26 protein-coding genes and 1 riboswitch are annotated in these 22590 nt (G+C 29.8%); of the genes, 16 read left to right on the top strand and 10 right to left on the bottom strand.

The features are described 5' to 3' along the window. Window positions 1-107 precede the first annotated feature (107 nt). The 13 genes from FVE74_RS07680 (at window position 108) to FVE74_RS07620 (ending at window position 11821) form a co-directional block, all read left to right on the top strand. Window positions 108-2588, top strand: a complete 2481-nt coding sequence (locus tag FVE74_RS07680) for a glycogen/starch/alpha-glucan phosphorylase (RefSeq protein WP_147004006.1) — start codon at window positions 108-110, stop codon at window positions 2586-2588. 282 nt (window positions 2589-2870) lie between these two features. Continuing rightward, window positions 2871-4055: a chorismate mutase gene (locus tag FVE74_RS07675; RefSeq protein ID WP_147004005.1), complete on the top strand. Its 1185-nt coding sequence runs from the start codon at window positions 2871-2873 to the stop codon at window positions 4053-4055. Window positions 4056-4098: 43 nt separating this feature from the next. Next, window positions 4099-4818 carry a pseudouridine synthase gene (locus FVE74_RS07670; protein WP_147004004.1) on the top strand — a complete coding sequence of 240 codons (720 nt, stop codon included), beginning with the start codon at window positions 4099-4101 and terminating at the stop codon, window positions 4816-4818. 137 nt (window positions 4819-4955) lie between these two features. Next, window positions 4956-5771, top strand: coding sequence for a shikimate dehydrogenase family protein (locus FVE74_RS07665; protein ID WP_147004003.1), 816 nt, complete (start codon window positions 4956-4958; stop codon window positions 5769-5771). Window positions 5772-5840: 69 nt separating this feature from the next. Continuing rightward, a complete protein-coding gene (locus FVE74_RS07660) occupies window positions 5841-6662 on the top strand; it encodes a hypothetical protein (protein WP_147004002.1) in 822 nt (273 codons plus the stop codon). A 103-nt stretch (window positions 6663-6765) separates the two neighbouring features. Beyond that, on the top strand, window positions 6766-7611 hold the full coding sequence (locus FVE74_RS07655) for a hypothetical protein (protein WP_147004001.1): 846 nt from the start codon (window positions 6766-6768) through the stop codon (window positions 7609-7611). Between the two features lie 19 nt (window positions 7612-7630). Then, window positions 7631-7819 carry a DUF4250 domain-containing protein gene (locus FVE74_RS07650; RefSeq protein ID WP_147004000.1) on the top strand — a complete coding sequence of 63 codons (189 nt, stop codon included), beginning with the start codon at window positions 7631-7633 and terminating at the stop codon, window positions 7817-7819. A gap of 115 nt (window positions 7820-7934) precedes the next feature. Next, window positions 7935-8429, top strand: coding sequence for a shikimate kinase (locus FVE74_RS07645; protein ID WP_147003999.1), 495 nt, complete (start codon window positions 7935-7937; stop codon window positions 8427-8429). A 24-nt stretch (window positions 8430-8453) separates the two neighbouring features. Further along, window positions 8454-8894, top strand: a complete 441-nt coding sequence (aroQ, locus tag FVE74_RS07640; protein ID WP_147003998.1) for a type II 3-dehydroquinate dehydratase — start codon at window positions 8454-8456, stop codon at window positions 8892-8894. Between the two features lie 25 nt (window positions 8895-8919). Next, window positions 8920-9354: a HutP family protein gene (locus FVE74_RS07635; RefSeq protein WP_147003997.1), complete on the top strand. Its 435-nt coding sequence runs from the start codon at window positions 8920-8922 to the stop codon at window positions 9352-9354. A gap of 28 nt (window positions 9355-9382) precedes the next feature. Next, the gene (locus tag FVE74_RS07630; RefSeq protein ID WP_147003996.1) at window positions 9383-10057 is read left to right on the top strand and encodes an HAD family hydrolase; all 675 of its coding nucleotides are present in this window, start codon (window positions 9383-9385) and stop codon (window positions 10055-10057) included. A gap of 30 nt (window positions 10058-10087) precedes the next feature. Beyond that, window positions 10088-11065, top strand: coding sequence for a dipeptidase (locus tag FVE74_RS07625; RefSeq protein ID WP_147003995.1), 978 nt, complete (start codon window positions 10088-10090; stop codon window positions 11063-11065). Between the two features lie 27 nt (window positions 11066-11092). After that, complete coding sequence (locus FVE74_RS07620) at window positions 11093-11821, top strand: gamma-glutamyl-gamma-aminobutyrate hydrolase family protein (protein WP_147003994.1); 729 nt, start codon at window positions 11093-11095, stop codon at window positions 11819-11821. 36 nt (window positions 11822-11857) lie between these two features. Here the strand turns inward: FVE74_RS07620 and FVE74_RS07615 are convergent, their stop codons facing one another. Genes FVE74_RS07615 through thiD form a run of 8 tightly spaced genes read right to left on the bottom strand, consistent with a single transcriptional unit; the run spans window position 11858 to window position 17998 of the window. After that, window positions 11858-12478, bottom strand: a complete 621-nt coding sequence (locus FVE74_RS07615) for a thiamine phosphate synthase (RefSeq protein WP_147004586.1) — start codon at window positions 12476-12478, stop codon at window positions 11858-11860. After that, window positions 12478-13611: a 2-iminoacetate synthase ThiH gene (gene thiH, locus FVE74_RS07610; RefSeq protein ID WP_147003993.1), complete on the bottom strand. Its 1134-nt coding sequence runs from the start codon at window positions 13609-13611 to the stop codon at window positions 12478-12480. Before thiH ends, FVE74_RS07615 begins: the two co-directional genes overlap by 1 nt. Then, entirely contained in the window at window positions 13611-14384 is a 774-nt protein-coding gene (locus FVE74_RS07605; RefSeq protein ID WP_147003992.1) for a thiazole synthase, read from the bottom strand. The genes thiH and FVE74_RS07605 overlap by 1 nt, the downstream gene beginning before the upstream one ends. Next, on the bottom strand, window positions 14381-14998 hold the full coding sequence (gene thiF, locus FVE74_RS07600) for a sulfur carrier protein ThiS adenylyltransferase ThiF (RefSeq protein WP_147003991.1): 618 nt from the start codon (window positions 14996-14998) through the stop codon (window positions 14381-14383). Before thiF ends, FVE74_RS07605 begins: the two co-directional genes overlap by 4 nt. A gap of 3 nt (window positions 14999-15001) precedes the next feature. After that, on the bottom strand, window positions 15002-15196 hold the full coding sequence (thiS, locus tag FVE74_RS07595) for a sulfur carrier protein ThiS (RefSeq protein ID WP_018499107.1): 195 nt from the start codon (window positions 15194-15196) through the stop codon (window positions 15002-15004). Between the two features lie 9 nt (window positions 15197-15205). After that, on the bottom strand, window positions 15206-16507 hold the full coding sequence (gene thiC / locus FVE74_RS07590) for a phosphomethylpyrimidine synthase ThiC (protein WP_018499108.1): 1302 nt from the start codon (window positions 16505-16507) through the stop codon (window positions 15206-15208). A 20-nt stretch (window positions 16508-16527) separates the two neighbouring features. Continuing rightward, a complete protein-coding gene (gene thiE, locus FVE74_RS07585) occupies window positions 16528-17148 on the bottom strand; it encodes a thiamine phosphate synthase (protein WP_147003990.1) in 621 nt (206 codons plus the stop codon). A gap of 16 nt (window positions 17149-17164) precedes the next feature. Continuing rightward, complete coding sequence (thiD, locus tag FVE74_RS07580) at window positions 17165-17998, bottom strand: bifunctional hydroxymethylpyrimidine kinase/phosphomethylpyrimidine kinase (protein ID WP_172617463.1); 834 nt, start codon at window positions 17996-17998, stop codon at window positions 17165-17167. Between the two features lie 54 nt (window positions 17999-18052). Next, window positions 18053-18158, bottom strand: a riboswitch (TPP riboswitch). 186 nt (window positions 18159-18344) lie between these two features. On the opposite strand from thiD, the gene FVE74_RS07575 reads away from it, so the two are divergent. The 3 genes from FVE74_RS07575 (at window position 18345) to FVE74_RS07565 (ending at window position 20947) form a co-directional block, all read left to right on the top strand. Then, window positions 18345-19175 (top strand): tetratricopeptide repeat protein, encoded by an 831-nt coding sequence (locus FVE74_RS07575; RefSeq protein ID WP_147003989.1) that lies wholly within the window; start codon window positions 18345-18347, stop codon window positions 19173-19175. 21 nt (window positions 19176-19196) lie between these two features. Beyond that, entirely contained in the window at window positions 19197-20150 is a 954-nt protein-coding gene (locus FVE74_RS07570) for a DUF4037 domain-containing protein (protein ID WP_147003988.1), read from the top strand. Window positions 20151-20323: 173 nt separating this feature from the next. After that, on the top strand, window positions 20324-20947 hold the full coding sequence (locus tag FVE74_RS07565) for a DUF4125 family protein (protein ID WP_147003987.1): 624 nt from the start codon (window positions 20324-20326) through the stop codon (window positions 20945-20947). A gap of 304 nt (window positions 20948-21251) precedes the next feature. Here the strand turns inward: FVE74_RS07565 and FVE74_RS07560 are convergent, their stop codons facing one another. Both FVE74_RS07560 and FVE74_RS07555 read right to left on the bottom strand, forming a co-directional pair. Next, window positions 21252-22064, bottom strand: a complete 813-nt coding sequence (locus tag FVE74_RS07560; RefSeq protein ID WP_147003986.1) for a tetratricopeptide repeat protein — start codon at window positions 22062-22064, stop codon at window positions 21252-21254. Window positions 22065-22075: 11 nt separating this feature from the next. Next, window positions 22076-22585, bottom strand: a complete 510-nt coding sequence (locus FVE74_RS07555; protein WP_147003985.1) for a very short patch repair endonuclease — start codon at window positions 22583-22585, stop codon at window positions 22076-22078. Window positions 22586-22590: the final 5 nt, after the last annotated feature.

Below are 22590 nucleotides of genomic sequence, written 5' to 3'. Positions count from 1 at the left end.
AATTAAAAAAATAGATAAATGTAATTAAATTTGTCAAAAACTATTGAAATAATGCTAAAAAAGTGGTAAAGTGAAAATGGTAAATAAAAAAATATTTAGGAGGAGACATGGAAATTAATAAAGCTGAATTGAAGGACAGTATTCTTAGGGAACTGAGAAGGCAATACGGAAAAACTCTTGAAGAAGCTCATGAATTTGAGTTATATAATGCGGTTTCAAAAGTAGCGTTGGATTACGCAATGGAAAAATGGTACAATACTAAAAAAACTTATGCTAAAAAACAAGTAAAACAAATGTATTATTTCTCAGCAGAATTTCTAATGGGAAGATTTATGGGAAACAACCTAATCAACTTGCAAATCAATGACGTTATTAGAGAAACATTAAATGAATTGGGCGTAGATATTAATAAAATTGAAGATCGTGAAATGGATGCAGGACTTGGAAATGGAGGACTTGGAAGACTTGCGGCGTGCTTTTTAGACTCGCTTGCAACGTTGGCATTACCAGGGCATGGATATGGACTTAGATACAAATATGGAATGTTTGAGCAAAAAATTGAAAATGGATTCCAAGTGGAATATCCAGATGACTGGACAAAATATGGTGACCCTTGGTCAATTAAAAGAATGGACAGAGTATTTGAAGTAAAATTTGGAGGACAAATCGAAGTTCATCGTGACGAATTTGGAAAAGAATACTTTAAACGTGTAAATACTGAAACAGTTCACGCTGTGGCTTATGATGTGCCAGTTATCGGTTATGGAAATGACACAGTAAATACATTGAGATTGTGGGAAGCCAGATCACCTGAAGGATTTGACCTAAAATTATTTAATGATCAAACTTATTTACAAGCTTCTGCAAAAGCAGTTCAAGCAGAAGATATTTCAAGAGTATTATATCCAAACGATACTGAAAAAGATGGAAAACTGTTAAGATTGAAACAGCAATTTTTCTTTACGTCAGCTTCATTGCAAGATATTATCAGAAGGTATAAATCTGTATTTGGAAATGACTTTTCTAAATTTGCAGAAAAAGTGGCAATTCAGTTAAATGACACTCACCCAGTAGTTGCAATTCCTGAATTGATGAGAATTTTCCTGGATAAGGAAAAATTAGGATGGGATGAAGCTTGGAACATTTGTAAAAATGTATTTGCTTACACAAACCATACAATCTTGTCAGAAGCATTGGAAAAATGGGATATTTCACTATTCCAGCCATTATTGCCAAGAATTTACCAAATTATCGAAGAAATTAATAGAAGATTTGTTGCAGAATTACAGGAAAAATATCCTGGAGACTGGGAAAGAATCAATAAAATGTCGATTATTGGAAACGGGCAAGTTAGAATGGCATGGCTTGCAATTGTAGGTTCGCACAAAGTAAACGGAGTTGCAAAATTACATACAGAAATTCTTAAAAATACTGAATTAAAAGAATGGAATGAATTATATCCTGAAAAATTCCTAAATAAAACAAATGGAATCACTCAAAGAAGATGGCTATTAAAATCAAATCCAGAATTAGCCGCATTAATTACAGAATTAATTGGAGATAAATGGATTACAGACTTGTATGAACTTAAAAAACTGGAACAATATTTAGATGACGATAATATCTTAAACAGGGTTTCTGAAATTAAGTTACATAATAAGGAAAAATTGGCTAAATACATAAAAGATACTACAGGAATTGAAGTAGATCCTCATTCTATCTTTGATATTCAAGTTAAAAGGCTGCATGAATATAAGAGACAATTATTAAATGTGCTTCATATTATGGATCTTTACAATAAATTAAAAGAAAATCCATATTTAGACGTTGAGCCAAGAACATTTATCTTTGGAGCAAAATCAGCTGCTGGATATAGACGTGCTAAAGGAATTATCAAATTAATCAATGCTGTTGCTGAAAAAGTAAATAACGATTCTGAAATTAATGGAAAAATTAAAGTTGTATTCCTTGAAAACTACAGAGTTTCACTTGCAGAAAAAATATTCCCATCAGCAGATGTATCAGAACAAATCTCTACAGCAAGTAAAGAGGCATCTGGAACTGGTAATATGAAATTTATGCTAAACGGTGCATTAACTCTTGGAACAATGGATGGAGCAAATGTGGAAATCGTTGAAGAAGTTGGACTTGAAAATGCATTTATCTTTGGACTTTCTGCACAAGAAGTTGAAAGTTATCAAGAACGTGGAGGATACAATCCATTTGATGAATATAATAATGTGGAAGGACTTAAAAAAGTTATCGATCAATTAGGTGACGGAACTTATGATGATAATCATACAGGAATCTTTAAAGAATTACAAAATTCATTATTATATGGAGTAGATGGTTCACGTCCAGACGTGTATTTCCTATTAAAAGATTTCGCATCATACAGGGAAGCGCAAGACAGACTTCAAAAACAATTTAAAGATAAAAGAGAATGGACTAGAAAAGCGCTTAAAAATATTGCAAATGCTGGAAAATTCAGTTCAGACAGAACTATTGCCGAATATGCAAAAGAAATCTGGAATATTGAACCTGTTGAAGTTGAAGATTATATTGTTGAAGATTATATTGAAAAATAATTTTGATTTAAGCAATATAATAGCAGGATACAAAAAAAATTTAATTACAATTTTAAAATAAAATAAAAAAGGGAGTTATTTTTAATTAATAATTAATAATAGTTCCCTTTTTTGTATTAATTTTAAACTATTCTTGCTTTTTTTTACTGATTTTAGTATAATTTACTTATCAAAGAAATATTTATGATAATTTTATTTCTAAAGTAATCTAAAGAAAAATTAAAAAAGTTATGGTATAATAAAATGACTTGTTTTTAAATAAAAAATAAAAAGGAAAGACAGATGAATACAAATAAAAATTTAGATTTGGGGAAAATTCGGGAAAAGATTGATAAATTAGACAGCCAGCTGGTGGAATTGCTGGAGAAAAGACTGGAAATTGTGCAGGAAGTGGCGCAGTTTAAGAAGCAGACTGGGAAAAGAATCTTTGATGAGGAACGGGAAAAGGAAGTTGTTCAAAAAAATTTGAAAAGAGTGAAAAATAAGGAACTCAATCATTATATTGAACTAATTTTGAAGGATATTATGGATTCAAGCAAGGAATATCAAAAATTTAAAATAGGAATTTCAACTAAATATGTAAATGATTTGGACTTGAAGGATAAAAAGTTAGGATATACTGGAGTTCCAGGGTCGTATGCCTATGAAGTGCTTATGAATATTTTGAAAAATAATAAAAATTTAGATGTAGACAGCATTGAGGAAAATAAAAATATTTTTCATTTTAATTCACATAAAGAACTGGTGGAAGCTGTTCATACAAAAAAAATAGATATTGGGATATTGCCGATAGAAAATTCTATTGTAGGAGAAGTCAGGGACAGCATTGATTTGATTAATACGAAAAATATTCATATAATTGGGGAAGTTAGACATAAAATTTCACATAATCTTTTAGGTGTGAAGAGAAGCAGAATTGAAGATATAAGGAATATTTATTCGCATGACCAGGCTTTTATGCAATGCTCACAGTTTTTATCAAAGCATGAATGGCATCTTAACCGTATGACAAATACTGCAATTAGCGGGAAGTATATTGCAGCAGAAGGTAAAAAGGAAAATGCCTGCATTGCTAATATGAAAACTAAAGAAGTTTACGGACTTGAATTACTGAAGAAAAATATTAATAACGAAGAGGAGAATTATACGAGATTTTTTATTATTTCAAATGAAGAAGCTGTAATTGACGGAAGTGATAAAATAAGCATTGTGACAAGTGCGAATAATGAATCAGGAGCATTAATTGGATTATTGCAGATTTTTTACAAATATGGGCTGAATATGGTAAATTTAAAATCACGTCCAAGAGCAAATAAGCCTTGGGAATATTATTTTTACATTGATTTTGAAGGAAATATGTCTAGCGAAAAGGTAAGAATGGCGCTTGAGGAAATGCGGGAAAAATCAAATTATCTACAGATTTTAGGCAATTATAAACTGTATAATTTGGAAATATATTCAAATTAACGGGATTTTATAAATAAAAAATAAAAAGAAAGAAAGAGTTTAGATGAGATTAGATAAATTTTTAGCAAATTCGGGGATTGGGACGAGAAAAGAAGTTAAGGAAATCATAAAAAAGAAAAAAATTAGTGTCAATGGTGTTTTTGTAAAGGATGGAAAAATTCATATTGATGAAAATAAAGATGTTATAAAATATGAAAATAAAGTTGTCGGTTACAAGCCGTTTGTCTATATTATGATGAACAAGCCTGCTGGAGTTATTTCTGCAACAGAGGATAACTGCCATAAAACTGTTATTGATCTATTAAATGATGAATACAGGACTTATGATATTTTTCCTGCCGGAAGGCTGGATATTGACACTGAAGGCTTACTTTTGCTTACAAATGATGGAATTTTGTCGCATAATTTACTTTCTCCTAAAAAGCATGTGGATAAGAAATATTATGTAAAAATTGCCAAGCCACTTAGTGAAAATGATGTAAAAACCTTGGAAAACGGGATAAAGCTGGAGGAAAATTTTGTAACGAAAAAGGCAAAAGTTGAAGTAATTTCTGAAAATTTGCATGAAAATGGCGATAATCAAGTTTATATAACAATTTCTGAAGGGAAGTTTCATCAGGTGAAGAGAATGTTTAAGGCGGTTAATAATGAAGTTCTTTATTTGAAGCGAGTAAAAATGGGAAATCTTTCGCTGGATAAAAATTTGAAGCTGGGAGAATATAGGGAATTGACAGAAGAAGAGCTGGATGGATTAAAATTTTGAAATAAATTTGTTTGACAGCTTATCTGGCAGAATGTCTTGAGAAAAAGATAAAAATAAAAAATTAAATTATCAAACAGGTTTATGAATAATGATACTACAAAAATTAATATTAAGAATGCAGGAAGGAAAATAAGAAAATGGAAAAATTTGGATTATTGGGAGAAAAATTAGGACATAGTTATTCAAAGGAAATTCATGAGATATTTTTTGAATTGACTGGGAAAAAAGCGAGTTATGAGATGATTGAGAGGGAAATTGGAGAAATTGAGGAACTGATGAAAAATATAAGAAATGGAAAGTTTAATGGGATTAATGTTACAATTCCTTATAAACTGGAAGTTATTAAGTATCTTGATGAAGTGTCGGAAACTGCTAAAAAAATTGGAGCGGTAAATACAGTAACTTTTAGAGATGGAAAACTTGTTGGAGATAATTCAGATTATTTTGGTTTTCTTAAAACGTTGGAATTAAATGGAATTGATGTTGCTGGTAAAAAAGTGCTTGTTTTGGGAACTGGCGGAGCTTCTAAAGCCATTTATAATGGATTGGTTGACAGCGGGGCTGAAAGTGTTTTTCTTGCGACAATTATAGAACATGATCCTTTTAAAATGAGAAATCAGGATAGACTGATTCATTATTCATCAATTGCAGGACTTAGAAATATTGAATTAATCGTAAACTGCACACCAGTTGGAATGTATCCTGCAGTTGATAATTGCCCGCTTGAGGATAAGAATTTAATTGATGTGAATGCAGTCGTGGATATTGTTTACAATCCTGAAGAAACTGTGCTTATGAAAAAGTATAAATTAAAAGGGACAAAGGTGGCAAATGGACTTATGATGCTTATTTCACAAGCAATTAAATCTGAAGAAATATGGCATAATGAAGTGTATGGAGCAGAAATTATTGAGGAAATTCATAAAAGATTATCAGAAAAATTATATAAATAAAAATATTTGTACTTTAAAGAAAATTTGATTATAAAAAATAAAAAAGAGTTAAGAAGAGAGGAAGATTTTATGTTAAAAAAAATAATGATAGGAATAATTGTTGTTGCTACTATTGGTTTTGCAAAGACAAATAAGGAGATAATTGATGAGGGGAATGTAAGGCAGAAGACAATTTTTGATAAGTATTTTACGTCAGCTGCCTTGAAAAGTGGAGAAGCTGTTGGAAATTCTGCATATTCTGAAGTAATGAAGACTTTATATAATGAAAATCGTTCATATTTTGACAGGGAATTTGCTAGGCTTTCGGGAAATAGAAAATCTAATTTTAGATCAATGTATGCATATTATAGCGATTATGTTGTAGAATATCCAAAATTTTTAAAAAGTGCATTTGGAAGTTTTTTAGAAGATATAGGGGATTTTCAGTCGTATTCTTATACAAATACTTATTTACTGCTGGAAACATTTAATTTGAATATGAATACATATTTGGAAGCTGAAAAGGATGGAAAAACTGTAGATGGAAATATTGATGACATTTATGATTATTTGTACAGCAGCGGAGATAAAATTTCAAAAGAGGAATATAAAAAAATGTCGGCAATACGAATGAAAGACCTTGTGAATGAAGAATACGATAAATTGGAAGGAGTTTTAGAAGCTAGGGGAAATGAAGGGAAAGATAAGAAAAAAGCTGCCTCTTCAGCAAAATCAAGTTTAAAAAAATTGAGAAAGCTATATGGAAATTATGATAAATGGTTTGACAGCTATATAGATACTTCAGCATTATCTTATGAAAATAAGGAAAAATTAAAAAAATTAGTAAAATTTGAAAATATTTCAAATATTAAGTTTATAATTCAGGCGATTGAAAATAAACAGGTGAAGTAATAGGATTTTACTTCTTGATAAAGTCAGAATTAAATAATTGAAATAATAAAAAAGGATTATACGTTATCCTTTATTAACGTAAATTTACTATGTGGGAGTCAAAATGAGTAATAGTGAAAAATTAGATGAAAAAAAACAAGAAGAAATAAAAGATGAAAAAATTAGTGAAACTGAAATTAATGAAGATAAAAATTTAAAAACTAGAAAAAAAGTCAGCAAAAATGACATGTTAAATCATATTGACCTGTCAATTTATAATGAACTTGATGATTTTGCTGCGGAAGTGCTGGATACTGATAATTTTTTGAAATATGTGGAGGCTAGAAGGGAATATTTGTTTGAAGCGGAAGAAGCTGTAAAAAAATATTTTGGAGAAGAGTTCTTAAATGATGGAGAAAACAAAATCAGTACATTTTCGGATTTTTATTATCAATATTTGGTAAAATATTCTGATAGCTATCTTTATAAATTTATGGCAAAAGGCTATACAGATGGATTTAGGGAACTGCTTGGGAAAAAGGGGATAAATCCTGACAGTTTAAATGTTGACTGGGAAAGCATACGACTGAAGGAGCTGGAATATGATGAATCTCTTGTGGATATCCTATATTCGATTGTAAATTATGAACTGGAACATCGTAGATATTCTATTTTTGGAATAAATATGGGATATGAATCAACTTTGTATTTTGTTGTTCCAGAAAAGACTTTTTTTAGAATTGATAATGAGCCTGAACTGTTTACTGTTTTTGATATTGGATTTTTGGAAACTATTTATAATGAAATTTATGAAGTTACAGGTGATCTTGGAACTGAAAATGTTAGAGTTGGAGATTTTCTAGAAAAACGTGGAAATGAATATTACACTTTATTTGATGATTTAAGTAAAAATGTTGTAATTGAAAATATTGATGAAAATGATGAATCAAAAGTAAAAATAATTTTATAAAAATAGAGAAGGAGATGAAATGATAAATTTTGAAACTAAAGATATAATGCTGCTTTATAGTCTTGTAAATATGAAATTACGTGATGAATTTTCAGATTTGGATGATTTGGTAAATTATTATGGTGTTGATAAGGATAGTTTATTAAATAGGTTTTCAGAAGCTGGATATAAATATTCAGAAAGTGAAAATCAGTTTAAGAAATTATAGTTTACTATTTTGTAAGTATTATCTAAATAGATAAATAAAATTCAGTATAAATTATAAAATTTGAGCAGGGTAAGGGAAACAAAAAACTTTATTTTATTAGGAAAGTAGATGATTTATGAAAAATATAGTATTAATTGGAATGCCCGCTTGCGGGAAAAGCACGATTGGATATTGGCTGTCACAAAAAACTAGTTATCTCTTTTTTGATGCTGATAAATATTTGGAAGAAAAGGAAAATAGAATTATTTCAGATATTTTTGCAAACGAAGGGGAAGAGTATTTTAGAGATTTGGAAACGAAATATTTAAAAGAATTGTCTGAAAGACAGGGAATTATTATTTCAACTGGCGGAGGAGCTGTTAAGAGAAAGGAAAATATTGATATTTTGAAGAAAAATGGAATTGTTATATTTCTTGACAGAACGATTGAGGATATTTCAAGAGAAAACCATGAAAACAGACCTCTTTTGCAAAATATTGAAAATCTTTGGAAATTATATGATGAAAGAATAAATTTATATAGAAAATATGCTGATATTATAATAAAAAATGATGATGACATGGATGTGGTTACTGAGAGAATAATTACAGCTTTAAAGGGAAAACTTTAGATTGAAAAACAAGGATGTGTAAAAATGAAGAAAATAATGATTATAAATGGACCTAATCTAAATTTCTTAGGAATTAGGGAAAAGAGTATCTATGGAAATGATGACTATGAAAGTATTTGCAGTTACATAAAAGGAAAATTTTCAGATAAAAAAGTCAGAATAGATATTCTGCAGTCAAATTCTGAAGGAAAAATTATAGATTTCCTGCAGTCGGCATATTTTAGAAATTTTGATGGAATTGTAATAAATCCAGGAGCCTACACTCATTACAGCTATGCAATTTTAGATGCGATAAAATCAATATCTATACCAACAGTGGAAGTTCATTTGAGCAATATTCACGAAAGGGAAGAATTTAGAAAAACTTCAGTTACAGCTGCAGCCTGTATTGCTCAAATTTATGGAAAAGGCAAAGATGGATATGTGGAAGCAATTAAACTTCTTTTAAGGGGAGAAAATTGTTAAAAAGACGAAAAATGAGGATTTTAAAATGGAAGAAAATAATAAAAGTGTGGAAATATGCAGAATAGCATTAAAAATGTCGATTTCTTCACGAGATGAAGAACGAAAGCTAATGAAGGAATATAAGGAAAAAGGAATAAGGACAGCGGCAGTAAATGTTGGTGGAGCAATGCCTCAATCACGTTTTAAGTTTATAGAAAGCGCATTAATGGCGGCAAAAAGAAATAATCTTATTCAAGATGTGCATGCTCACGATGGTGCAGTAATTGGTGCGATGCGGGAAGCAATGAGTCAAATTGAGGCAATTATAAATGGACTTAGTGTTGGTGGTAAAATTGGGCTGGCAAGAGATGGGGAACATCTGGCTGTGGCAATATTTTTAAGTGTTGGAATATTGCAGTTTAATGAAGTGATAACTTCTGTTGCCCATCGTTCGGTTTCGATACTTGACAGTGAAAAATAATTTTAAAAAAAATAAGGAGAAACTTGTAATGGGAAAGAAATTTTTTGAAGAAATTGAATTATTTTTGTTTGATATGGATGGATTGCTATTTGACACGGAAACCATTTATGTTGGATATGGGCGTGAAGTGGCTAAAAAAATGGGATATACAATAACAAAGGATATTGTGGAAAAGACAACAGGTGTTACAGATGATAAGGCGAGAATATTATTTAAAGAGTCATTGGGGCAGGACTTTCCTTATGATGAAATGATGGGGACAGTAAAGGATCATATATTAGAATTAGCTAAAAAAAGTGAAGTGCCTTTAAAATCAGGTGCGTTGGAACTTTTAGAATTTTTGAGGGAAAATAATAAAGAAATGATTCTGGCGACTTCTTCGGATTTGTTTATGGCAGAAGCTTTAATTAATGGAAAAGATCTAAAAAAATATTTTTCTCATTTTGTAACGGCAGAAGATGTAGTTCATGGTAAGCCCGATCCTGAAGTATTTTTGATAGGAGCAAAAAAGGCGGGAGTATCTCCAGAGAAAACTGCAGTATTTGAAGATTCCTTTAATGGAATAAGAGCGGCACATGCAGCGGGAACATTTCCAATCATGGTGCCAGATAAATTGAAACCGACAGAAGAAATTGAAAAATTAGTTTATAAGAAGTTTAATAGTCTGGTTGAAGTGCTTGATTATTTTAAGGGGAATAATTAAAATAAAAAATAAAGAAAGAAGGAAAAATTAATGTTTTTCGATATGCACGCAGATGTGTGGACAGATAATTTTTGGGAATACAAAAAGGGAAATAAAGATGTTATAAGAAATAAATATAAGGATAAATTCTTGAAGGGAGGACTTTCTGGAGGAATTTTTGTAATTTATTTGAATGTAAATAAAGTAGAAAATGCTGAGGAATATTTTTTTTCAGATTTAAGGGCAATGACTGAAGAACTGCATTATGCAAGGGATTTGATAAAAATAATAAAAGAGCCATCTGATTTTAAAATGATGGAAAAAAGTTTGAATGAAAAGGATAAAAAATTTGGAGTTGTGCTTGGAATTGAAGGGCTTCCTGGAATCGGGGATAAGCTTGACTATATTTATTTGCTGTATCAGCTTGGTGTGCGACATATCGGAATGACTTGGAATGAAACAAATGCTTTTGCGACAGGGCAAAGCGGGGATAAAAACAGAGGACTTACACCACTTGGAATTGATGCTGTGAAAATAATTAATGAACTTGGAATCCTGCTTGATGTTTCACATGCAAATGATAAGACTTTCTGGGATATTGCAAAACATTCTAAAAAACCATTTTTTGCTTCCCATTCAAATGCGAGAAGTCTTTGTCCATCAATGAGAAACTTGAATGATGATCAGATTTTGTGTATTGGTGAACGTGGTGGAATAGTTGGAATGAATAGTTATCATAATTTTGTCAGTCAAAATGAAAGTGATAAAAATTTGGAAATGCTTTTAAATCATCTGGAATATGTGGCTGAAAAAATTGGGCTGGATAAAGTTGGATTTGGGCTTGATTTTGCAGAATATTATACGCCAGAAGGGGAAGAAGTTTCTGGACTTTCAGGATTGCACGATGTTACAGAACTGGGAAATGTGGAAAAAGCCTTGAAAAAGAGAGGGTATTCTCAAAATGAAATTGAGATGGTAACTTATAAGAATTTTATTGACTTTTTTGGAAGAGTGAGAAATTTTAAATAAGAAAAAGTAAAGAAGGGAATTGCGGAAATGAATAACAAAAGAAAACCATTAATAGGAATCACTACTTCGCTGGAATTAAATCCAAACAGATTAAATGACCACAAAACAATAGTTTCAGTAGATTATAGCAAAGCCGTCATAAATGCTGGAGGAATTCCGTTTATTTTGCCAATAACTGAAAATCTTGAAGTTATAAAGGAACAGATACAAGTTTTAGATGGACTTTTACTTTCGGGCGGGGGAGATCCTGATCCAGTTTTATATGGAGAAGACTGTCTGCAGGAGGTTGGAAGCATTACACCGCAGCGTGATGAATTTGAACTTGTAATTTTAGATGAATTTATGAAAACCGGAAAACCTGTTTTTGGAATTTGCCGTGGACTTCAAATTGCAAATGTTTATTTTGGTGGAAGTCTGTATCAAGATGTAAAATATACAGGAACAACAATTAACCATATGCAAAAATGGCTTCCAGATTTGCCAACACACGATATAAACATTGAAAAGAACAATATTTTATTTGAAATTTTTGGAGAAAAAGCAAGGGTAAATTCCTATCATCATCAAATGATAAAAGATTTAGGAAATGGATTAACTTCAATTGCGAAGGCAAATGATGGAATAATAGAGGCTTTCCAAAATAAAAATCACAAATTCTTTTATGCCGTTCAATGGCATCCTGAAATGATGGCAGTCCGTGGGAACCAAAAAATGCAAAAGATTTTTGACAAATTTATTAAAAGCTGTGAAAAATAGGATTGTCTTATTCTAATATAAAACATAATAGATAGTTTAATATTTCATTAGACTTGACATCATACATAGTCCAAAAGCTCCACTATTAATAACAGACTGGGAATTTCTTTCATTTATTCCGCCTATTGCAAATACAGGAATGTTTAATACAGATGATAGATTTTCAACAAATTTTAGTCCCCTTGGTTCTAAGCCTTTTTTACAATCTGTTTTAAATATATGTCCTGCAACTACATAGTTTGCTCCCAAAATTTCTACTTCTTTAGCTTCCTCAAGACTATGTATAGATACTCCTATTTTTTTATATTTTTTTATAAGTCCTGTTTTAATATTTTCTTCTAAAGACTTAAAAACATTATAACTTAAATGAATACCTTCAATATTATATTTTTCATCCAAGTTTAAATCATAATTTTGATGTAAAATTAAATTTATCTTATATTTTTGGCAAATAGGATAAATTTTTTTCACTAAGTTTAGATATTTACTTTTATCTAAATCTTTTTCTCTTAAAGTAAGTGCAGTAATCTCAAAATTTTTTAGAATTATTTTTTTCTCATAACCAGAAAAAATTTTTTCAACTTGCTTTTTAAGATTACTGTTAGCACATAATTTTCTGTTACTAATAATATTTAATTTTATTTTATCCATAATAATCAATTATCCTCTAAATAAATATAGTCGTTCATCACAGGTTGTAAATTTTCACTTTTTATCTTTTCAAATATTTGAGCTACTGTTCTTCTATCTGCTATTTCAAACTGCTCGTCACCTTTTTTATTTGAACAACCACTATGAGCACCTATTCCTGTATCCACTCCTGCCGAAATTTTTGTTGCGGCTATTTTTATTATATTATCCCTAAAATTAGGCTTTTCCCTTGTAGATATTGTTATATTTGCAAAAGGTAAAAATAGTCTATATGCACATACAATTTGAAACAGGTCTTTTTCACTGATAAATTTTTGTTCTATTTTTAGATTATTGATAATAGGTCTTAATCTTGGACAGGAAATAGAGATTTCTGCATGAGGATATTTTTTTTGCAAGAGATAAGCATGATAACCTGTTGAAAAAGCATCTTTTCTAAAATCATCTAGTCCTAGCAATGCTCCAAAAGCAACACCTCTCATCCCCCCCATTAAAGCCCTTTCCTGTGAATTAAATCTATATGAAAAAACTTTTTTATGACCTTCTAAATGTAATTTTTGGTATTTTTCTTCGTTGTATGTTTCTTGAAAGATTGTTACATAGTCCGCTCCACAAGAATTTAGGTACTTATAGTCTTCCACATTTACAGGATATATTTCGATTCCTACATTATTAAAATATTTTCTTGCTAATTTACAAGCCTTTCCAATATATTCAATATTGGAATATTTTTCACTTTCTCCTGTAAGTATAAGTATTTCTTCCAAACCTGTTTTTGCTATTTCCTTTAATTCAACTTCTATCTGTTCAAAATTTAATCTAGCCCTTTTTATCTTATTATGCGAGTTAAAACCACAGTAAATACAATAATTATCGCAATAGTTTGAGATATATAGAGGTGTAAACATATAGACAGAATTTCCAAAATATCTTTTTCTGCATTCTTTTGCTTTTTGTGCCATTTCTTCAAGATAATTTATAGCTTTTGGAGATAGCAGTGCTTGAAAATCTCTTGTGGATAAATAATCTTTATTTAAGGCTTTTTTTATATCTTCATCTGAAAAGGAATTGTAGTCATAATCATTTATTTTATTTATTACTTCATTCAAAATATCTGAGTTAATGTTTTTTAGTTTCATTAGTCCACCTCATTTAAAAATCCTGTAAGCGGTGAAGAGGCACAGCCTCCATTTTCCAAAACTCTTCCTACTTTTGCAAGATAAGCATCTCTTCCAGCTTGTATTGCATACTTAAAGGATTTTGCCATTCTTGGAATATCATTTGCAGTTGCTATTGCAGTATTTGCCATAATTGCGGTTACTCCCATTTCCATTGCTTCACAAGCTTGAGAAGGTTTCCCTATCCCTGCATCAACTATTATTGGTAAATCTATCTCATCTATTAAAATTTGTATAAATTCCTTTGTTATCAGTCCTCTATTAGAGCCTATTGGTGCTGCAAGAGGCATTATACAGCTTGCTCCTGCATCTCTTAAATCTCTTGCCACATTCAAATCAGGGTACATATATGGCATTACAATAAAGCCTTCTTTTGCCAATATTTCAGTTGCCTTTATAGTTTCATAGTTATCTGGCAAAAGATATTTGCTATCTTTTATAACTTCAATTTTAATAAAATCTCCTTGAGTGTATTCTCTTGCAAGTCTTGCTATTTTTACTGCTTCTTTTGCATTTCTTGCACCAGAAGTATTAGGAAGCAAGGTTATGTTTTTAGGGATATAATCTAAGATATTTTCCCAAACTCCACTAACAGCTCTTCTCATCGCAACAGTTACCATTTCTGCTTGTGCATAATTAATGGCACTATTTATTAATTCATTTGAATATTTTCCTGAACCAAGAATAAATCTTGAATTAAATTCTTTATTTCCAAGTTTAAAACTATCTTTCATTTTTCTTCTCCTAGTATTAATCTTAAAACCATATTGGCTTGGTGTGCGGCACAGATCATAACTCTAGTTGACATAATGCCCGAATATTCTTCATAATCCGAATAATTATCCCCAGTCAAATAAAAATTATCTCTAACTCTTCTTGTAATAATTTCATTTGATGAGCCTAAACCAGCCATTCCAGATGCGGATATAACTATTTTATTTTTATTTGTCAGTAATTTTTCTATTGCCATAGCTTTTGTTTCAGCTCTATCAAAGGCTTCTACAATAATTTTTATATCTTTAACTATAGAAGATATATTTTCTTTATCCACTTTTGTATCCAGAATATCAACTTTTACAAAAGGATTTATTTCCTTTATAATATTTTTTATAGCTTTAGTTTTTTTCATTCCTATATGAGATATTCTATATTGCTGTCTATTCAAATTACTTGCTTCGACAATATCAAAATCTACTAATTTTAAATATCCTATCCCTGCTTTTGCAAGTAAAATCGCCACATTTGAACCCAATCCTCCCAAGCCTAAAATACAGATTTTTGTCTTTTTTAATTTTTCAAATGTACCTTTCACATTTCTTTTAAGCAAATCTTCTTCTTTTAAATCCATATATTAACCTCCACCAACAAAACATACGATTTCTATCTTATCTGTATTTTTTATATTAATTTTTTCAAAATCTTCCTTTTTTATTATATTTCCGTTGAAATCAACAACAATTCTATCTGTTCTATATTTATTTTTTGTTAAATAATCTAGCAAGTTAATATTGTTAATTTCTTCATATTTTCCGTTAATTTTTGCCATTTTACACTCCTATTTTAAAATATTTACATCTTCACCTGACATTATTTTTTTCATAGTTCTCATAGAACACATTTTTCCGCACATAGTACAAGTATCTTCATTTTCAGGAGTAGACTCTTTTCTATATCTTCTGGCTTTTTCTTCATCTATTGCTTCTGCAAACATTCCTTCCCAATCTATATCTGCTCTATATTTTGCCATTCTATTATCCCAGTCAATAGCCTTTGGAACTTTTTTACTAATATCGGCAGCATGAGCTGCAATACGAGATGCTATTATTCCTTCTTTCATATCATCTAAGTTTGGCAATCTTAAATGCTCTGCTGGTGTTACATAACATAGAAAATCAACTCCAGCTGCAGCTGCTATTGCCCCACCAATTGCTGAAGTGATATGGTCATAGCCTGGTGCAATATCTGTTACTAATGGTCCTAGTACATAAAAAGGTGCATTGTGGCAAAGCTTCTTTTCTAACTTCACATTTGCTTCTATTTCATCTATTGCCATATGTCCTGGTCCTTCGATTATTATTTGAACATTTCTTTTCCAAGCTCTTTTTGCCAATTCTCCCAATGTTATTAGTTCTTTTATCTGACAGGCATCTGTTGCATCATTTAAGCAGCCTGATCTTAGTGCATCTCCTAAACTTATTGTCATATCATATTCTTCACAAATATCTAAAAGTTTATCAAAGTTTTCATAAAAAGGATTTTCAGCATTGTGAAGTTCCATCCAGGCATACATAAGCGAACCTCCTCTTGAAACGATATTAGTTATTCTTTCATTCCTTTTGAAAAGTTCTACTGCTTCTCTATTTAACCCTGCATGAATAGTAACAAAGTCGACTCCATCTTCTGCATGTTTTCTTACCACATCTAAAAATTCTTCTGCCTTTATATCCTTTAATTCCTTATCATAAAAGCCAATTGCATCGTAAACAGGAACTGTTCCAATCATTGCAGTAGACATAGCGATTAATTTTTTTCTAAATTTTTCTGTCTTACCAAATGAACTTAAATCCATTATTGCATCTGCTTTCATATCTATGGCAACTTTTGCTTTTTCCAATTCTCTATTTATGTTGGGACAATCCTTTGATATTCCTAAATTTACATTTATTTTTGTAGATAAACCTGTCCCAACTCCTTTTGCTAAAAGAGAGCTATGATTTTTATTTGCAGGAATAGCAATTTCACCTTTTGCTACTCTTTCCATTAAAATTTTTTCATCCATAGATTCACTTTCTGCAATACTTTTCATCTCCTTTGTTAAAATACCTTTTTTAGCAGCTTCCATCTGTGTTTTATACATAATAATATCATCTCCTTGTATTAAATAAAATTTTTTAGCATAATATTTACTGTTTTTTTACAATCTTTTTCTGATAATATCCCTGAAACTGCACATATTCCCTGCAGTCCAATATTTTTTAACATACATACATTACTAATATTTATTCCTCCTATTGCAAAAACTGGAATTTTTACACTATTTACTATCTTTTTTAAATCTTCCATTTCTAATTTTTTTGCATTGTCTTTTGTATTTGTTCCAAAAATAGCTCCACTTCCTATATAATCTGCTCCTAACAGTTCTGCTTTTTTAGCTTCTTTTGCATTTCTTGCTGTTGCTCCAATTAAAAATTTATTTTTTAAAATCTTTCTTGCCTTTTCTATTGGAATATCAGCTTGTCCTAAATGAACTCCATCTGCCTCAACAGCCTGTGCTATGTCCAATCTGTCATTTATAATGAATAATGCTCCATAATTTTTGCAGATTTCTTTTACTTTTAATGCCTTTTCATAAAAGTCTTTTGTAGAACTGTTTTTTTCTCTTAACTGAACTATTTTTATTCCACCTTTAATACTTTCTTCTATACATTTATAAAAATCTTTTCCATTACAAGCTTTTTCATCAGTAACTAAATAAATTTTACAGTCTTTTAAATCCATATATTCCCCTTAATAATTAATAAAGTTTTTCTATATCAATATTTTTGTATATTTCTCCCATTTGATTTACCGTCCCACCTATTTCTCCAAAATCTACTGAATTTCTTATTGAACATAAGACAAAATTCTTAGCTTTCTTAACTGAGTCCAGCATAGAATAGCCCTTGGCTAAATTAGAAGCAATAGCTGAAGATAAACTGCAACCAGTCCCATGAGTATTGTTGCTAGAAATTTTTTCTCCTTTTAAAACATATACTTTTTCTTTATTTATAAGAATATCCACTGCACTATTTGAAAGATGTCCCCCTTTAACAAGAATCCATTTTTTAGTAAAATCTGCAATTATCTTTCCATAAGTTTTCATTTTTTCTATGCTATTTATGTCCTCAATATTTTCATTTTTTAAAATTATTTTTACTATTTCTTTTGTTTCATCTAAATTAGGTGTAATTATATCCGCCAGTTTAAATAATTTATTTACTAAAAAGTCTTTTGTTTCATCTTTTATTAAAGAATTTCCGCTTGTCGCAATCATCACAGGATCAAGAACTATATTTTCTGCTTTATATTTCAATAAAGATTCATATATTATTTCCCCGTTTTCTTTAGTATTTATCATTCCAATTTTTATGGCAGAAACTTTTATAGTATCTAATATTGCTTCTATCTGATTTTTTAACATCTCTATTGAGACATTTTCTATCATCTTTACTTTCTGCGGGTTCTGTGCAGTTAAACTTGTAATAACCGTCATTCCATAAACTTCATTTGCGGCAAAAGTTTTCAAGTCAGCTTGTATTCCTGCACCTGCACTGCAATCTGAACCTGCTATTGACAATACATTTTTCATATTTTCCTCCAAATAAAAAAAGTATATACCTAATTTGTACATACTTTGTAATCTAAAATAAACTTTCTTACTTCCTACGTTGGCATTATCCAAATCAGGTCAAAAGGTCAAGGCTCACATCCTTTTCTCAGTCAATTTGTTGACTCCCTTGTAACTAGTTTTATTATTTAATTTTATTCACACTTAATATAATAGCACATATTTAATTTTTATACAATAGATTCAAAAAATTATTTTTTATATTGTTGCAGAATATAATTTTGTATGGTAAAATTTTATTAAATAATAAATTTAAAAATGAAATATATTCAAATAAAAAAGAATTAATGAAAGGAAGAAATCTAAAATGTTAAACGAATTTGAAAAGAAAATTAGAATAAATGAATTGACAAATTTGAGAAAAGAACTTATGCAGCAGGGAAATGTTGTGGAGGAAGTTAAAGTTTTAAAGGAATTAGCAGAACTTACGGAAGATGTTTTTGGGGAAGAAAGTGACGATAATATTAAAATTTTGAATGAAGTTGGGGGAACACTTAAGTATGTCGGGGAGTTTGACACAGCGAAAGATGCTTTGCTGAAAGCACGAGGATTTATTGAGAAAAAGTATGGGAAAGACAGTATTCCATATGCGACTTGCAGCCTAAACTTGGCGGAAGTTTACAGATTTATGAAAAAATATGATAAAACAGAAGATATTTATCTTAATACGATGAAAATTTATGAAGCTAATAATCTTCAAAATGATTATGTTTATGCAAGTGTATGTAACAATTTGGCTTTATTTTATCAAGAACTTGGGCGATTTGAAGAAGCGATTGAGCTGCAGGAAAAAAGTCTGAAAGTACTGGAAAAAGTTGGAGAAAATCCCATTCAGTATGCAATTACGCTAAGTAATCTAGTACAGCCTTATTTAAAAGTAAAAAATATCGAAAAAGCTGAAGAATATTTACAAAAATCATTAAAATTAATTGAAAAGGAAGTTGGGAAATCTCACAATTTATATGCGGCAGTTTTGAATAATATGGCAACTTTTTATTTTGAAGAGAATGAATACGAAAAGGCATTGAAATTATTCGAGGAAAGTGCAGAAATCTGTGAAAAAACATTTGGAAAGGAAAGTAATAATTATAAAAATATTTTGGAAAATATTCAAATTGTAAAAGAAAAAATGGTTTAGATTTTTTTAGAAGGAGAAAAAATGGATTCAAATAAAATAAAAGGACTGGAACTTTCAAGGAAATATTTTGAAGAAATTTATCTTCCAGTTATAAAAAGTGAGTTTCCAGAAGTTTTTGAAAAAATGGCGGCTGGACTTGCGGGAGAAGGGTCAGAATGTTTTGGATTTGATGATGAGATTTCGCAGGATCATGATTTTGGACCGTCTTGCTGTATTTGGCTAACTTCGGAGGATTATGGGAAATATGGGCTGAATTTGCAAAAAAGACTTAATGAATTGCCAAAGGAATTTTTAGGATTTAGAGCATTAAATGTTAGTGAATTTGGAGATGGACGACGTGGAGTCCTGAATATGGATGACTGGTTTTTTAAGTTTTTGGGGGATGTGAAGGTACCCGAAAATTTGTATGATTGGAGATTAATTCCAGAAGAATTGCTTGCAACGGCAGTTAATGGAGAAATTTTTATGGATAATTTGGGGAAATTTACAAAAATTAGAAGTGATTTGGAAAAATATTTTCCAGAAGATATACGGCTTAATAAAATAGCCACAAGATGTATGAAAATGGCACAATCTGGGCAGTATAACTATTTGCGGTGTATGAGAAGAAATGAGATTGTGGCGGCAAGACTAGCAGAAACTGAGTTTATAAACGAGGCAATTCATATAATTTTTTTATTAAATAAAAAGTATAAGCTGTTCTATAAATGGATGCCAAAAGCATTGAAAAATTTGAAAATTTTAGGAGAAAAAACGTATTTTCTAATTGAGGAATTGGTAAAATTGCCAGTTGGCGCAGTAAATCGGAAATTTCAAATTATTGAAGAAATAAGTGCTAATGTAATTTTAGAATTGAAATATCAAAATATTGTTCCACGACAATTAACAAGTGATTTTTTACAAGATTACGGGCCTTTTGTGCAAAATAAAATAGAAGATGAAAAGTTAAGAAACTGGAATCCTGCAATGGATTAATGTAAAAAATATTAGATCTATTCAATAACTATACAAATTTAGGATTTAATAAATAAAATATCCTGAAGCAAGGGGTCTTGACCCCTTGTAAAGACAAAAAAACTTAGTTTATCGAACATATATCTATTATATTTTATAAAATAATTATGGATTTAAAAATAGGAGAATCAAAAATGAAAATAGAAGTTAGTAAAAAAGAAAGTTTTATTAGACAAATTTTAAAAAGAGAATGGGAATTTTTTCAAAATGTGCATCATACGGAAGGAAGGGCAGAATGTCAAGATAACCCGCAGGAATTTGAAATTATGAGAAGAAGCCAATGGGAAACATTGCCTGATGAAATCTTGGAAAGTTATCTGGAAGACTTGATTTTAGCAAAACACCGTGGCGAAAACATCGTTCAGGATAAATATGCCAGAATGATGAAATATAGTGCACCAAAAGAATATGAAGTAATCAAAAACTATTTACCTGAAATTCCCCAAGAAAAAAAAGAATTAATCAAAAAAATAGTAAAAATTTATTTACATTGGGAAGAGGAAATAATAGAAAAATATCCAAAACTTACTTCAAAAGGTCGTCCTTTAAACTCAAAATACGATACTCCAAACTACACTTCAATTGAAACTTATTTAAAGGGAGAATTGTCTTCATATTCAATAAAAACTTTAAAATTATATTACGAATATATCCAAAACTGCGTTTCAAATAATATAAATTTAGCAGAAAATAATTTGGAAAATATTGTGTTAGAGAAAGGATATAAAACAATTGAAGAAGCGGAAGAAAGTTTGTAAAAAATAGCTAGTTTAAATTTTTTTTGATTAGTAAATTTATCTTATTTAACAAGGGGCAAAAATCCCCTTGTTATGAAAATGAGAATTAAATTAATATTATAGATTTATTTGATAACTACACAAACTCAGAATTTATTAAAATAAACATCCTGAAGCAAGGAGTCTGGAGTGTAAAGGGTGTGTAAAAATTTTTGTGTAAATAGAACGGCAAAGTATTGAATTTACTGAATTCATCTATTAGTTTACCCAAAATTATGTACACTCTCTTTTATAGATAAAAAACTTAGTTTATCAAACACATATTTTATAGACCATGTTCTTCTAATATCAATATAGTATTATATTCTACTTCCGCTTCTCGTGAACCTCTATCCATTGCCATTTTATAATACTTTTTAGCATTGCTATAATCTTTTTCATCTCGATAAATTGCTCCTACATTTATCATCGCATCTACTTTACCTTTTTGAGCAAGCGGTATCAAATATTTTTTAGCTTGTGCAAATTTCTCTTGAACTTTATATAAAATTCCTAAATTATATTCAGGATCATCGTTATTTCCAAGTTCTATTGCCTTCAAAAAATACTTTTCTGCTTCATCGTATTTTTTTTGATAGTAGCAAGAAATTCCTAAATTATAGAAAACTTCGCTTTCTTGATATTTTTCTTTCAATAATCGATTATAAAGTTCATCAGCCTTCTGATAATTTCCTTCTTGCCTGTAAATAATTGCCAATTGAAATATTGCATCATTTTGATTTTTTGCAGCCAATTTTTCTAAATAAAATTTTTCTTTATCATAATTCTTTTGTCTATCATAAAACATTGCCAAATTAAACATCGCATCATCATATCCCATATCAGCAGCTATTTTATAATACTTTTCGCCTTCTATTATTTTTCCTTGCTCCATATAAAGATAACCTAAATTATATATCGCATGAACATCTTTCTTTTTAGCCAATTCCAAATATATCTTTTCAGCTTTGACATATTCTTTCTGTTCCAAATATGATTTTGCCAATTTAAATTTCTCATTAGAATTTGGATTTGAATTTGAAAAAACATTAAAAGAAAGTATAAAAATTGAAAAAATTAATAATATTTTACTTTTCATTACTTCGCTCCTTAAATTTTTGGATATTTCTTATTTTTCTCTGCAACTTCCATCTGAACTGAAATGTCTTTTTCTTCATAATTAAAGACTCTTTCGATTCTATCCTTCAAAATTTTCAAATATTTTTCCTTATATTCTTCATTTCGTTGCATTTTATTAATTTCACATTCCCAAATCGTAATCACACTAATATCCATCTCAAAAAGTTTCTCATAAACCTCAATATCCCTCTCCACATTTCTTTTGAACTTCTTTTCCCAATACTCCGTGTTTGTCTTAGGAAAAGTTGCAATTTTACAATTTTTATGCCTATGCCAGAAACACCCATTTACAAATATTGCTGTATTATATTTCAGAATAAAAATATCAGGTGTTCCTGGAAGCTGTGAATAGTTCACTCTGTACCTATATCCCATTTTATAAAGTAATTTACGGATATAGATTTCAGGTTTTGTATTTTTGGATTTTATTCTTGCCATGTTCTGGCTTCTTGTGAGGGAAATTTTTTTTGCTTTTTTCATTTTTC

It is taken from the genome of Leptotrichia wadei, assembly GCF_007990445.1.
GTDB classification, from domain to species: domain Bacteria; phylum Fusobacteriota; class Fusobacteriia; order Fusobacteriales; family Leptotrichiaceae; genus Leptotrichia; species Leptotrichia wadei_A.
Note: the sequence above shows the minus strand (reverse complement) of the source record. Positions and strands in the feature narration are given on the sequence as shown.